This is a genomic window from uncultured Methanobrevibacter sp. (assembly GCF_900316895.1).
Classification (GTDB): Archaea; Methanobacteriota; Methanobacteria; order Methanobacteriales; family Methanobacteriaceae; genus Methanocatella.
Genome location: NZ_ONER01000007.1, coordinates 14,659 through 27,175, shown reverse-complemented (window position 1 = coordinate 27,175; position 12,517 = coordinate 14,659). Strand labels below are relative to the sequence as shown.

Here is a 12,517-nt window from a genome sequence, read left to right as displayed (position 1 = left end):
ATCAATCACTGTCCTTCAAAATATCTTCACTTTTTCTGGCTATGTTTTTTAACTGGTCTTTTGTTCTTTCGTCCAGTTCATCGATTCCAACATTTTTTTCCCATTCTTTCAAATCATTTTCCAATAAAATGGCTAATTCTTTCCCTTCTTTTGTTGTTTTTAAAATGTATTTTCTTCTGTTGTTTTCATCTATTATTCGTTCAACATACCCTTTATCTTCCAGTTTCCTTAAGGCCTTAGCTATTGTTCCCTTGCTTTGGGTGAATGTATCCGCAAGGTCATCTTGCGAAAGACCACTTCTTTTGTTAATTGTAATTAAATAACGTCCTTCATGAATCATATCCAGTTGATTCGGATTTTTTATTGAGTATCTTAGTCTATTTTTTGATATGTTGTGGATTAATGCAATAAAAGGCATGGAATCAAATTTGTCAGCATCATTTTCGTTTGTCATGTTTTCCTCTAAATGAGTTATGTAAGATTTTTCAATCTTCAAAATTATTTTGTATGTGACAACATATAAATGTTTCCTCGGAAACTGTTTATCGATAAACAATAGTTGAAATACTTTATTAATGATTATGTTGAAATTTTTAATTGGTGATGCAGTGGATTATGAATCAATTATTAAAGAGAAATTTCCAAATTGCAATGTTGAAGTGATTCAGCCTGACTTTTTGGAGATGGATATGCTTATTGAATATATTACCGATGATATAATAGTGTATAGGCCTCATTCCATCATGGTTTACAGGCATATGATTCGTTTTTTGATGAATGTTGGTGAAAGGGGCAAGATCTACTATCTTGAAGGATTTACGGATGATGATTTAAAGTCAATCCATGCTGGCCTTCTGAAATTCACATACGGAAGGGATATAAGTATCAATCTGTTCAAAAATTCAAATCCTGACAGGGATGTTTTAGGATTATAACTAAAAAAATTCGTCGCAATTCTCGCAGTAGTAGTTATACTCGCTTTCGCAGCAGTTTCCAAGTATTACCTCTCCGTTTAATGATTCCATTGCCATTTCCTCGCTTGCACCATGAAATACTTTTTTCAGTTTTCTCTCACATTTCGGACACTTCATGTGAATTATTATATTAATTATAAATTTTAAATATTAATGTAGGTGTTAAAATGATGATTAATTTAGGTGCCGAATTCGGCACTCATTTGGAATCCAGTGACGATGCGATAGAACTGATCGATATTTTAAATAAAATCCCTAAGGATGACTTTATAATTGATTTCAAGGAAGTAATGTTTGTTACAATGAATTTTGCGCAGGCATACTACACCGCCAAGCTGGAGTCCGATAAAAAAATATCAGAAATAAACCTGTCTGATGAAGTTAAAGTTGTTATGGGTGCTGCTGACGAAGCGTGCAATCCATAATTTTTTATTTTTTTTCGATTTTCTGATTTTTTAAGGTCATGTTTCCCTTCTAATAGAGATTTGAATTCGTAACATTGTTTTCGTCAAAAACCGTTTATTCAATAATGTGATTTGAAAAACCCTTGGGAAGATCTGATATTTTTTGATGTTGTCAAAATTTGTTTTTTTGGAGTGTTTCGAATTCAAAAAAATTATGCAAAATATTAAATTAATTAAAAAAGATATATAGTTATGATAATAATTTTTATTCTTTCTTTTTTGGAAGTTTAGTATATAACATAAAAGGTGTTTAAGTGAGTGAACAAAAATTAGAAGTATTCAATGTTTTAAATTTTTTAAATAACGGTTATGAACTTGAAGATATTTTAAATGAAGGTCAGTTCGGAACATTCGCATCAGCTGAAGAATGTATTAATTACTTAATTGATGAAGGATACCTTAAGGGTGATGTTGAGTTAACTGCGGATGTGGAAATAACTGCCGAATACATTTCCAAAAAATATATTGTCTCCGAGCTAAAGGATATCTTGAGAGAAAACGGATTGAAAGTTTCAGGCAAAAAGCAAGAGCTTGTAGAAAGGGTTTTGCCTTTATTAAAAGAAGCTAAAGATGCAAGTAATTTGAATGTGTCAACAAGCTCTAACAAGTCATTCGACAATTTGGAGTTGACCGACAAGGCACATGAGTTTTTAAAGGAAAACGAATGGATAGACCTCTACATGTTTGCTCTTGTACAGTTCAGATTTGAGGATTATGAAACTTATGTTGAAGGATCATCTGCCGGAATGATTGAAACCGGATTGAATTTCTGTGACGAAATCATCTCAAGGGCATTGGTGAACAATCAGTTTGAAGTGTTCAGGCTTGCATTATCCGCAAAGGCACATGTCTATGCATATGACGGCGATTATGAATCCTTCCTTGACTATGATTTGCAGCATTTTATTTTAGGACTAAATCCGATTTCCCTGGATGTTCAGACTTATGCCACATATGAAATCATCAACGAAGCCAATGTGGTTAACTTAAGGAATGTTTTGGAAAAGCTTAAGATGGGCAGCCTAAAGAAAAGATTTGATAAGATTTGGAACAAATCCCATATCAAACATGTCACCGTACCTAAAAAGACCTGCTATAAGACATTGCTTAAAGCCATTGACGGTGCAGACATTGAAGAGCTGAACTTTGAAATGAGAGAAAAATTCTTCAATAAGAAATTCGGTATCCAATGATGAAGTCCAAAGTTGCCGGAATCGCCCTTATAATTGGTAGTTTGTACTATATTGTAGCGGAAGCTGTTTCTGCAACTTTTTTCAATGCTTCATTTTTCAATACTTATGTTTTTCATGCCATTTCTGAATTGGGGATTCCAAATTTAAATTCGCCATTGTTTTGGCTGATGAATTCAGCTTTCATATTAGTCGGTTTAGCGTTAATATTCGGATATTTCTACAGGTTTAAAGATCTTATTGTTAAAAATAAGGCTGTAATTTCTATTTTTACATTAATTACAGGTTTGGGAGTCATCATTGTAGGTTTGATTCATGGTGGAAACCCTTTGACTTCCGGATATCATACTCTGGGTGCCGTGATGGCGATTTTAGGTGGAAATATTCTGCTAGTTTTGATTTCAAAATCAATGGATGATTTTGGAGCTTATCAAAAAATGACCCTTATTTTGGGAATAGTGGGTTTGATTGCTTTTTGGATAATGTTTTTCATCTTGAAAAATCCTTACATGCCGGTCTTTGAGAGACTTTCAGTTTACACCCTGATAATCTGGAGTTTTCTAACCGGATGGTTTTTGGTAAAATCTTAAGACGTATTTTCCTCGATTTTCCGGTTAATTATTTTTCATGATGGCAATCTGTTTATCATTATTTTAATTGAACTTTTAATTATTTTTAATAATTTGGTAAAAGTAGTTGCATTGATTCGTTAGATATGTACGGTGTTTTTAAAATGAATAATGTAGTGATAGGTCCATACATTATTCGGATTCTTCTTTTTCTTTTTGTTTTTCTTTTAGGTTTTCAATCCCAATGATCATGTTTTACCTCCTTGTTTTGGTTCTTGTTAATTAGTATGGTATTCATTACATATAAATATTTAGGTATGCCTAAATTTTTTAAGAAAAGTTTAAATACTAATTAGATTAATTAAAATTAAAGGTGATATTATGACAAACCTTGACAAATCTGTAGAAGAAGAAATTTTAGCTATTGTTGAAAAATACCAAAAAGAAGACACAAAACTTTTAAACTACCTTATAACCGATGATGAGATTACATTTTTCTCTCCATTGGCAAACGGTAAAGCAATAACAGCAGAAGACTTGCAAAAAGTCGCTGACATTTTAAAAGGTTCCTTCATTGGAATGGAAATAGTAAACCAGGAATACAGATTTAAATTCAAATGTGGATTATAGGAGTTCCATTAAACTCCTTATTCTTTTTTTAGATACTCTTGAGTTAGCTTACACTCGCTCATGCATTTTGTACAGCCAAGCCCCACTTTATATTGTCCGATGATGTATTCTCCGCAGGCTTCAATATCGATAATGTCTGAACGGTTCAATCGGTCATTCCATTTTTGAGGGTTTATCGCATCAACCGGACAGGCATCCTGACAGTTTGTGCAGTCATCGCACTCCGAATCCGTAATTGGTGTGCCGAATTCCAAAGGCATGTCAGTCAGTATTCCTCCAAGAGCGACTGCTGAGCCGTATTCAGGGGTCACGAATAATGCGGATCTTCCAATCCATCCAAGGCCTGCTTTGGTGGCAATTGTCTTGTATGGGAGGATGCTTAGCAATTTTTCCATGTCGCACTCATTCCGTTTCATTGTGAGAGCAAATGCATCATATCCGAGGTTTTTGATGTATCTCTCGCCCTTGTGGGAAATTTTTGTCAGTTTCCCTATTTCTCGGTGGAATGCCTTCCAGTACTTTTCATACTCCTCTTCTTTGACTAACTGTATGGTCTCTTTTGGAATTTTCAAAACAAGGCTTATTCCATTTGGAAAATCGATGAATTGGCTGGCCAGACCATTCACATCAGCAAAACCGACTTTGCTTGCACCTGCCTTTATCAAGTATTCTTTAAGTTCATTCATCTCAGACATAATATTTCATATAATTTTCAAAACATTTAAATGATAGTGTAACTAATCTTTAACTTTAAGCTTATTAATAATTAAATTAAATATTAAATAGTAGTGATTAGATGAAAGATATAGATGTTTTAATTGAAGCTTTACCATATATCAAAAAGTTTCATGGTGAAAAAATATTAATCAAGTATGGTGGACATGCGATGGTGGATGATGAAGCAAAGTCCTCCACAGCTCGTGATACAGTATTGCTCAAATATGTTGGAATGAAACCGTTGATTGTACACGGTGGAGGTCCTGAAATCTCAAGATCAATGGAAAAGTTAGGTAAGGAATCCAAATTCATCAAGGGTTTAAGGGTGACTGATGAGGAGACCATGGAAATCATTGAAATGGTGCTGGTCGGTAAAATCTCAACTGAAATCGTATCAGAACTCATCAAGCATGACGGTGATGCAATAAGTTTGTCCGGAAAGGATTCAAGCTTGATTTTTGCTCATAAAACTGAAGCCAAAAAGATTGATGAGGAACTTGTTGATTTGGGCCTTGTCGGTGAAGTTGACTGCATAAACACTGAATTGCTTGACATGTTCCTGGACAACGATTATATTCCGGTAATTTCTCCGGTTGGAATTGCAAAAGATGGAACCAGCTTAAACCTCAATGCAGATACCGCTGCGGGTGAAGTTGCAAGCGCAGTCGGTGCTGAAAAACTGATTATTTTAACCGATGTTCCAGGTGTTTTAAGGGACCCTTCCGATCCGGATTCATTAATTCAAAAAATCAGAATTTCAGAAGTTCCTAAATTGATTGAAGATGGTGTTATTTCAGGTGGAATGATTCCAAAAATAGAGACCTGCGTACAGGCTATTGAAGGTGGCGTCAAATCATGCCACATCATTGATGGACGTAAAAAACACTCATTGCTTTTAGAGATATTCACTGATGAAGGCATCGGAACCATGATTTTTAAATAATCATGGTTATTTCACTTCTTTTTTTTAAAAACTTATTTTTAGTCCTTAAACATTTCCCGCAATTCTCTTCTGAGCAGTTTCCAGCCGTTTACTCTTGGAAGCTCATCAAGCGGAAATATTTTTCTTGGAACCTTATATCTTGACAGGTTTTCACGGGCAAAAGCAATCAAACCATCGTCATCGGATTCATTTTCCCAGACAACTGCTGCAACAGGTATTTCTCCCCTGTGGCAGTCATTTATACTGAAAATAGCAATTTCTTTGACTTCAGGATATTTAATCAAAACTTCCTCTACTTCTGTTGGATAGATTTTCCATCCGCTCATTACAATCATGTCCTTTTTGCGGTCTGTAATGAAAAGGCGGTTGTCCTCATCGAGATATCCGATATCTCCTGTCAGGAACCATCCGTCTTCTAAAAATGATGCTTTGGTTTTTTCTTCATTTCCCCAGTATCCTTTTGCAACAGCAGGTCCTCTAAGGGCAATTTCCCCCTGTTCATATTGCGGCAGAATTTTGGAGGAATCGTCTTCATCAACGATTTTGACTTCTGAAAAGCAAACCGGATGGCCAACACTTTCAAATCTGTCAGCTTCACGGTAGTCTTCAGGCCTGATGACTGTGCCGGTTCCAATCACGATTGTTTCGGATAATCCATAGGCGTTAATGATTGGTATTGCATAGGTTTCGTGGAAATCCTTCCATATCTTTTTATGCAATGGTCCTCCGCCTGAGACAATCTCCCTGACGGTTTTAAGCTCTTCACGCCTGTCCATAGTGGTCAGTGAATGTATTACCGGAGGCATTCCTGTCAGGACTGTAACCTTTTCTTTTTGGCACAATTCCAGATATTCATCAATGTTGAACTGTTCCATTAGAATGTAATAGGCCGCAGATCTTAATGCTGAAATTGACCAGGAAAGGCCCACGTGTGCCATCGGATAGATTCCCAAATAAACGTCATCCTGCTTTAAGGTCAATACGTCACATTCGTTGTGAATTGCAGTGAAATAATTTCCATGTGTCAGCATGGCTCCTTTTGGCTTACCTGTAGTTCCGGAGGTATATTGGAGCTGACATAAATCATCCCAATCAGTATTTTCCGCTTCCAAAACATCGCTGTCTTTAAATTTGGAAATGTCTTTTGGGACATAGGTCTCAATGTCAATCAAGTCCTTGGCATCATCATCGGTAATCATCAGCTTTGCCCTGGAGTCGCCTACAATGTATTCCAGTTCATTTGCGGTAAAAATCCTGTTTCCAGGTATGGCTATTGCACCGATTCTCCAGATTGCAAATAATGAAAATAAATACTCTTCAGAATTGTTTAAATAAATTAATACTCTATCGCCCTTAGCAATTCCTAAATCTTTCAGTTCACGTCCGATTCCAGAGATGATAGATAATATTTCGCCGGAATTGTATTTGTTTCCTGTTGTAGGATTGTACAGGACATTCTTATCCAATCTTTTTGAGTTTGCGTCTAAAAAAGTAGTAATGTTCAGCATCTAAATTAACTCCCTTACAATAGCCTTGGTCACATCCATGGTTGAGGCGTCCCCTCCAAGATCGGGAGTCCTGATTTTACAGTCCGCCATTACCTTTTCGACTGCCTGTTTGATGTCATTTGATGCTTCCCATTCGCCCAAATAGTCGAGCATCATTGAAGCGGACAATATCATTGAACATGGGTTTGCAATGTATTTTCCTGCAATGTCAGGTGCTGAACCGTGTACAGGTTCAAACAATCCGTTATGATCTCCTATATTTCCGGATGGTGCAAGACCAAGTCCTCCTACGAGTCCTGCGCTTTCATCGGATAATATGTCTCCAAAAAGGTTGCTTGAAACAATAACGTCAAAATTCTGTGGCTGTGTAACCAGATACATCGCCATAGCATCGACATAGTAATCTTCAGTTTTGATTTGTGGATAATCATTAGCTATCTTATAGAATGACTCTTTAAAAACACCATCTGTCTTTTTTAAGACATTGCTTTTGTGGACACAGGTCACTTTGCTTTCTTCCCGTTTGATGCAGAGGTTGAATGCAGCTTTTGAAATTCTTTCTGATGCTCTTCTGGTAATATGTCTTTCTGCAATCATCTTTTCTTCGTCACCGTATTCCACTTGTGAATAAAGCCCTTCGGTGTTTTCCCTAACTATTACAAAATCAATATCGTCACGAATGCAGTTTACTCCCCTGTATGATTTTATGGGTCTGATGTTTGCATATACATTAAGGGCTTTTCTTAAGTTAATAATTGGACTAGGCTGACCTGGTGTTGAGGTTGATGCTCCAAACAGTACTGCATCACTTTTGTTTGCTATTCTGACAGTTTCTTCAGGTAATGTGGTTCCATTTTTATTAAAACAATCAAAACCTGCCTCACCATAGTCAAAACTAAATTCTATGTTTAGTTTATCGAGCAAATACTCGCAGGAGTCCATTACTTCCTGCCCTATTCCATCTCCACTAATTATTGCAATATTATACATTATTTCACTTAAAACAATTTTGTTCGTATATTAATAATATTGATGTCATATTATATAATTTTAATTTTGTTCGTATGTTATCGAAATACTTTTATACTACCCGATATATAAATGATATTAATTACATAGTAATAGTAGTTAAACGCCTTTAATTTAAAAGAGGGATTAAAATGGAAAGAAGTATCGATGAATTAATTGAATTATTGAACGATAAAGATGACTTTGTTGTTGAAGATGCTGTTGGAGAATTGGAATTAAGAGCTGATGAAGCAGTTGACCCATTAATTGATGCTTTATCTAGCAGAAAAAAACAAATCAGATTAAATGCAGCTACTCTATTAGGAGCAATCGGCGACCCTAAAGCAATTCCTGCATTAGTCGAAACTTTAAAAGACAACAACAAATTAGTTAGGAGGGAAGCATCAACCTCACTCTCACGTATGGGCGAAGCTGCTGTAGATCCTTTAATTGAAACATTAAACGATGATGATTGGAAAGTAAGGGGAGCGGCTGCATGGGCTCTTGGAAACATAGGTGATGAAAAGGCAATTCCTGAACTTGAAAAATTGCTTGATGATGAAAGCGGCTTTGTAAGACAAGGTGCACAAAGCGCTATAAACTCAATTAAGAAATAATCCTATTTCTTAACTTTTTTTTCTTTTTACAAATTTTTAATAGCCACAATATTTTTTTAATTGATAGTGTATAATCTTAATTATGGAATTGAAAAAAATCAGCAGGTATCTGATATATCTACTTTCATTATTCATTATATCATTGGGTGCTTCACTATCAATCAAGGCCAACTTGGGGACTTCTCCATTGATATGTCTTCCTTACGTTTCCAGTCTGATTGTTAGGCTGAGCGTTGGAGAGGTAATGTTTGTATTCACCATTATTTTCATTCTGATTCAGGTTGTGCTGCTTAGGGGAGACTTTGAAAAAAGGCAATACCTGCAACTGGTAATTGGAACAATCTTTTCGGTTTTTGTTGACTTTTCCATGATTCTGGTAAATGGAATTAATCCTGTCGGATACATTAGTCAAATGATATTGCTGCTGTTCAGCTGTGTTGTAGTGGCATTTGGAGTTTTACTTGAAATCCAAACTGAAATCGTCTATCTTCCAGCTGATGGAGTGATTGTTGCCATTTCAAAGGTCTTAAAAAAGGAGTTTTCATATGTAAAGCCATTTGTTGACTCATCAATGGTTATATTGGCTGCCGCATTATCCATTATATTCCTGGGTTACCTTGCAGGCGTTCGTGAAGGCACAATAATTTCAGCCATAATCATCGGACCTATTGTAAAGGTTTTGAAAGGCCTTTTTGATTCATATATTGAAAGAATAATCGAATAATTCATGAGATATCTAATTTTTCTTTAAAACAAGTGTTCTATCAATCATCTCTATCAAAATTTTGTTGATTGGATTCATAATAGATAATGGATGTTCTTTCGGATACCTGTCAGTGAATGGGAGCACTCTGAAGCTGGACATGCACTGGTCAGTTGATCGGAGTGCAAAATAGGCCTTGTAATCTCCGTCAATGATGTTGATGATGAGCCCAACGTCCTCCATTCTCTCATGGCCTGCAATCCCTTCCTCGGCATAAACCTTGAACTTTTTAATGTCATCAGCGGTAATCAGACCATATTCCATCATATATTCGTATTCGTCTTCATCAAGGTCATAATCATCATATTCTATGACTTCTGAACATTTATCATCGGGGATAATTAGATTGGTGGCACAATATCCAAGAGAGATGTAAATACCTTCATGGTCAAGCGCCTTGGAGATTATGTCAAAGTACAGGTTGTCCAGTTTCATGGACTTGTTGATGTCGCCGAAAATTTCAGGCACCATGTGGGTAAGTCCTCCCTCTTCAATCACGGTACAGTAGAAGTGTTCTTCACCAAGATAACCTGCAGTTGATGCCTTTTCGATTGTTTGCTTAATGTCAATATTGTTTGCATCTTCAATTCTTTTGGCTATCTTCAAAACGTCTTCATCACTTATCATAAGTGTCACCTTCTTTTAGATTCTTCAGATTGCTTTTCAATATTCTGTAGATATTCTCGGCACCAATAATTTCGTCACAGCCAATATCCCAATCTGACGGGTATAGGATAAACGGTTCTGATTGGCTTCCTCCTGCTCCTCCATGGCTTCCGACCAGTTCTTCAAAAGCGCATACCTCATCATTTTCAGCATCATAGAAGCTGTTGACCAGAATGTCCGGTGTGTATGTGAAGGATACGTTTCTTTTGATGTGCCTTACGATGTTTTCACCAAAGCCTTCAAGCGGATTTTCACCCTCAATTTCATCGCTGTCCAAATAGTATGTGCCATTCTTTCCGATTGCCAGATTTCCATGTTCTGAGGACTTGACAACAATGAAACCGATGTATTCATTGTTTATGATTCCAGGAATCAGTTCAGGGAGAAACTCATTTATTTCTTCATAGGTTAATCTGTGGCTCCATTGGGTCAGATAAATCATTGCAAGGTTGCCTGATGCAAGTACAATAACTTCAGAATCGCCCAATTCTTCCATTTCCTTTTCATCAATCAAATCGTCATTGTTTTTTGTAAATGGAATGAATGATTCTGCATAGTGGTCTTCATTGGATGACATTTTGGAAAACATCTTCATGTCTTTTGGAAGTAGGGATTTAACAAAATCCTCAAAGGATTCGCCGTATCTTTGCAGGAATGTGGCTCCATTTGTCTGCCCGTGGTCAGATTGGATGACGAACTGATAATCTCTAGGAGTGTATTTTGTTGCATTAACCAGGCGCCTGATCTGCTTGTCCATTCCCTTAAGCGCAAACCATGAATCCTCGTCACGGACTCCTGAGTGATGCGCTATCTCATCATAGCCCAAATATGTTGAGTATGCAACGTCAATATCTCCAATTAACATGTCACCAACAAGGGTTGAGGTGTTTATTTCCCTCATGAACACATTTGTTGCGGCTCTTACCACAATATACATTATTCCACGTTTGACTCTAGGTTTGATATTCATAACCCTATGCTTTATCTGAGATATTATCTCTAAAATCATTTCCGCTAAGAATAATGCTATGATACGTGCAAAATTACTTGGATTTGAGAAAACGGAATACCATGCCCTGTTGTATAGTTTTCTAAGGTTTAATATTTTACTGAATGTGAAAATGACATTGTCTGTGTCTCCTGAAAATAGATTGGATCTGCTTGCACCGTTATCCACCAGCAATCCGTCACCATCAGAAATCCTTTCTTCCAGTGTTTTGACTTTGCTTACCCCTGAACATTGCATCATCTGGTTGTTGTTTGGCTTTTCAATCCATCTGAATGCGGTGATGTCAGTATTGTTTCCATGAAGTATTCCTGCCTGGCTTGCACCGGTCTGTGAAGAAAGGTCGGTTTCCCATTTTTTGAGTGTATGTGTCCCATCGTCAAGCATTGATTTGACTGTAGGCATTAAATCTTTATCAAGAGCTTCTTTCAACACGTCATAGGCCAATCCATCGATTTCAACAATGATCAATCCCGGATAATTTTTGACTTCCTCTTTTCGTTTCCTTTTGGCGTCTCTAAAAACAGACCGGTAATATGAAGAGTCGTCCTCTATAGTGAGTAATGAAGACAGCAGTGTTGTGACAATCGCCATTGCCAGTGGTGCCAGAATTATTGCCCAGCCTGTAATTTTTATATCAAACATCGGTCCAAAAAATTCAAGCAGCATCCCATTCATAATCAGTGATCCGAAACCGAATGTTAAAACTAAAAACGGCAGGAATATTTTGGTTAACAGGGGCCATAATACTGCATTGATTATACTAATGAAAATAACCAATAAGGCTATATTGTCAAAATCGCTTATGTTCACTCCCAGACCGAAAAAACTGATTAAATATATTCCCAATACATTCCCAATGAATATTATAATACTCCTTTTTAATGTAACTCTTGGAGGTGTTTCAAACTCTTTAACATATTTCATCCAATCACTTTCTTAAATTTTTGAAAATTCCATCGATATCTTCGGCCACTTTAAAGATTTCTTCCTGTTTATATAGGAAACCCTTTTGCCCCATTTCGTCAATCATGCGAAGCATTGTGTCATAGAAATTGTTTATGTTAAACACAATGATTTCATTATCATGCTTTTTTAGTTTTTTAAGTGTTATAATCTCAAAGAATTCATCCAGAGTTCCAATTCCTCCGGGGGAGATAATAAATGCATCTGAATTGTTTAAGAACTCCCGTTTTCTTTCGTCCATGGAATCTACATAAATAAATCTGGAGCATTCTGTGCATAACGGTTCAAAATCTCCAATCCATTCGGGTGCAATCCCGATGGATTTTCCGTCATTGTCATGAACTCCTCTCGCACATGCACCCATCATTCCGGTATCTCCTCCTCCGAAAACAAGGGTATGGCCTTCCTCAGCCATTCTACAGCCTAATTTATAAGCTTCATTAGTATAACTTTTGTCTATTTTTCTGCTTCCTGATCCATAAAGGCATATGTTCAT

The 12,517-nt window shown here is 36.5% G+C and carries 16 protein-coding genes; 8 read left to right on the top strand and 8 right to left on the bottom strand.

Going from position 1 to position 12,517, the window contains the following annotated elements; translation table 11 throughout:
- Position 1 precedes the first annotated feature (1 nt).
- Positions 2-496 (bottom strand): MarR family winged helix-turn-helix transcriptional regulator, encoded by a 495-nt coding sequence (locus QZN27_RS01780; protein WP_296782863.1) that lies wholly within the window; start codon positions 494-496, stop codon positions 2-4.
- A gap of 112 nt (positions 497-608) precedes the next feature.
- Between QZN27_RS01780 and QZN27_RS01775 the strand changes: the two genes are divergently transcribed.
- Entirely contained in the window at positions 609-935 is a 327-nt protein-coding gene (locus QZN27_RS01775) for a hypothetical protein (RefSeq protein ID WP_296782861.1), read from the top strand.
- On the opposite strand, the gene QZN27_RS01770 is transcribed toward QZN27_RS01775, so the two are convergent.
- Positions 936-1,091: a hypothetical protein gene (locus QZN27_RS01770; protein ID WP_296782859.1), complete on the bottom strand. Its 156-nt coding sequence runs from the start codon at positions 1,089-1,091 to the stop codon at positions 936-938.
- Positions 1,092-1,141: 50 nt separating this feature from the next.
- Here QZN27_RS01770 and QZN27_RS01765 point away from each other — a divergent pair, with 50 nt between their 5' ends.
- From QZN27_RS01765 to QZN27_RS01750, 4 genes are all read left to right on the top strand, one after another.
- Positions 1,142-1,399, top strand: a complete 258-nt coding sequence (locus QZN27_RS01765) for a hypothetical protein (protein WP_296782857.1) — start codon at positions 1,142-1,144, stop codon at positions 1,397-1,399.
- Positions 1,400-1,692: 293 nt separating this feature from the next.
- Positions 1,693-2,631, top strand: a complete 939-nt coding sequence (locus QZN27_RS01760) for an SAP domain-containing protein (RefSeq protein WP_296782854.1) — start codon at positions 1,693-1,695, stop codon at positions 2,629-2,631.
- Positions 2,631-3,218 (top strand): DUF998 domain-containing protein, encoded by a 588-nt coding sequence (locus QZN27_RS01755; protein WP_296782852.1) that lies wholly within the window; start codon positions 2,631-2,633, stop codon positions 3,216-3,218. The genes QZN27_RS01760 and QZN27_RS01755 overlap by 1 nt, the downstream gene beginning before the upstream one ends.
- Before the next feature lie 360 nt (positions 3,219-3,578).
- Positions 3,579-3,827, top strand: coding sequence for a hypothetical protein (locus QZN27_RS01750; RefSeq protein WP_296782851.1), 249 nt, complete (start codon positions 3,579-3,581; stop codon positions 3,825-3,827).
- A 17-nt stretch (positions 3,828-3,844) separates the two neighbouring features.
- Here QZN27_RS01750 and QZN27_RS01745 read toward each other — a convergent pair whose 3' ends face one another.
- Complete coding sequence (locus QZN27_RS01745) at positions 3,845-4,522, bottom strand: hypothetical protein (protein ID WP_296782850.1); 678 nt, start codon at positions 4,520-4,522, stop codon at positions 3,845-3,847.
- A gap of 101 nt (positions 4,523-4,623) precedes the next feature.
- On the opposite strand from QZN27_RS01745, the gene argB reads away from it, so the two are divergent.
- Positions 4,624-5,487, top strand: a complete 864-nt coding sequence (gene argB, locus QZN27_RS01740; RefSeq protein WP_296782848.1) for an acetylglutamate kinase — start codon at positions 4,624-4,626, stop codon at positions 5,485-5,487.
- 38 nt (positions 5,488-5,525) lie between these two features.
- Here argB and QZN27_RS01735 read toward each other — a convergent pair whose 3' ends face one another.
- Together QZN27_RS01735 and aksF are read right to left on the bottom strand one after the other, a co-directional pair.
- Entirely contained in the window at positions 5,526-6,995 is a 1,470-nt protein-coding gene (locus QZN27_RS01735; RefSeq protein ID WP_296782846.1) for a class I adenylate-forming enzyme family protein, read from the bottom strand.
- Positions 6,996-7,985 (bottom strand): homoisocitrate dehydrogenase, encoded by a 990-nt coding sequence (gene aksF, locus QZN27_RS01730; protein WP_296782844.1) that lies wholly within the window; start codon positions 7,983-7,985, stop codon positions 6,996-6,998.
- A gap of 170 nt (positions 7,986-8,155) precedes the next feature.
- Here aksF and QZN27_RS01725 point away from each other — a divergent pair, with 170 nt between their 5' ends.
- Positions 8,156-8,620, top strand: coding sequence for a HEAT repeat domain-containing protein (locus tag QZN27_RS01725; protein WP_296782842.1), 465 nt, complete (start codon positions 8,156-8,158; stop codon positions 8,618-8,620).
- Between the two features lie 82 nt (positions 8,621-8,702).
- Positions 8,703-9,344, top strand: coding sequence for a YitT family protein (locus QZN27_RS01720; protein WP_296782841.1), 642 nt, complete (start codon positions 8,703-8,705; stop codon positions 9,342-9,344).
- A 12-nt stretch (positions 9,345-9,356) separates the two neighbouring features.
- On the opposite strand, the gene QZN27_RS01715 is transcribed toward QZN27_RS01720, so the two are convergent.
- Genes QZN27_RS01715 through QZN27_RS01705 form a run of 3 tightly spaced genes read right to left on the bottom strand, consistent with a single transcriptional unit; the run spans position 9,357 to position 12,517 of the window.
- Complete coding sequence (locus QZN27_RS01715) at positions 9,357-10,010, bottom strand: hypothetical protein (protein ID WP_296782839.1); 654 nt, start codon at positions 10,008-10,010, stop codon at positions 9,357-9,359.
- Positions 10,000-11,982, bottom strand: coding sequence for a phage holin family protein (locus QZN27_RS01710; RefSeq protein ID WP_296782837.1), 1,983 nt, complete (start codon positions 11,980-11,982; stop codon positions 10,000-10,002). Before QZN27_RS01710 ends, QZN27_RS01715 begins: the two co-directional genes overlap by 11 nt.
- Positions 11,983-11,986: 4 nt before the next feature.
- Positions 11,987-12,517 carry a TIGR00730 family Rossman fold protein gene (locus QZN27_RS01705; RefSeq protein WP_296782835.1) on the bottom strand — a complete coding sequence of 177 codons (531 nt, stop codon included), beginning with the start codon at positions 12,515-12,517 and terminating at the stop codon, positions 11,987-11,989.

What these genes read in the sequence shown, in the direction of transcription:
- argB (WP_296782848.1), top strand. Translation starts at nt 4,624, where the DNA reads ATGAAAGATATAGATGTTTTAATTGAAGCTTTACCATATATCAAAAAG.
- QZN27_RS01720 (WP_296782841.1), top strand. Translation starts at nt 8,703, where the DNA reads ATGGAATTGAAAAAAATCAGCAGGTATCTGATATATCTACTTTCATTA.
- QZN27_RS01715 (WP_296782839.1), bottom strand. Translation starts at nt 10,010, where the DNA reads ATGATAAGTGATGAAGACGTTTTGAAGATAGCCAAAAGAATTGAAGAT.
- aksF (WP_296782844.1), bottom strand. Translation starts at nt 7,985, where the DNA reads ATGTATAATATTGCAATAATTAGTGGAGATGGAATAGGGCAGGAAGTA.
- QZN27_RS01725 (WP_296782842.1), top strand. Translation starts at nt 8,156, where the DNA reads ATGGAAAGAAGTATCGATGAATTAATTGAATTATTGAACGATAAAGAT.
- QZN27_RS01710 (WP_296782837.1), bottom strand. Translation starts at nt 11,982, where the DNA reads ATGAAATATGTTAAAGAGTTTGAAACACCTCCAAGAGTTACATTAAAA.
- QZN27_RS01705 (WP_296782835.1), bottom strand. Translation starts at nt 12,517, where the DNA reads ATGAACATATGCCTTTATGGATCAGGAAGCAGAAAAATAGACAAAAGT.
- QZN27_RS01765 (WP_296782857.1), top strand. Translation starts at nt 1,142, where the DNA reads ATGATGATTAATTTAGGTGCCGAATTCGGCACTCATTTGGAATCCAGT.
- QZN27_RS01770 (WP_296782859.1), bottom strand. Translation starts at nt 1,091, where the DNA reads ATGAAGTGTCCGAAATGTGAGAGAAAACTGAAAAAAGTATTTCATGGT.
- QZN27_RS01755 (WP_296782852.1), top strand. Translation starts at nt 2,631, where the DNA reads ATGAAGTCCAAAGTTGCCGGAATCGCCCTTATAATTGGTAGTTTGTAC.
- QZN27_RS01745 (WP_296782850.1), bottom strand. Translation starts at nt 4,522, where the DNA reads ATGTCTGAGATGAATGAACTTAAAGAATACTTGATAAAGGCAGGTGCA.
- QZN27_RS01735 (WP_296782846.1), bottom strand. Translation starts at nt 6,995, where the DNA reads ATGCTGAACATTACTACTTTTTTAGACGCAAACTCAAAAAGATTGGAT.
- QZN27_RS01750 (WP_296782851.1), top strand. Translation starts at nt 3,579, where the DNA reads ATGACAAACCTTGACAAATCTGTAGAAGAAGAAATTTTAGCTATTGTT.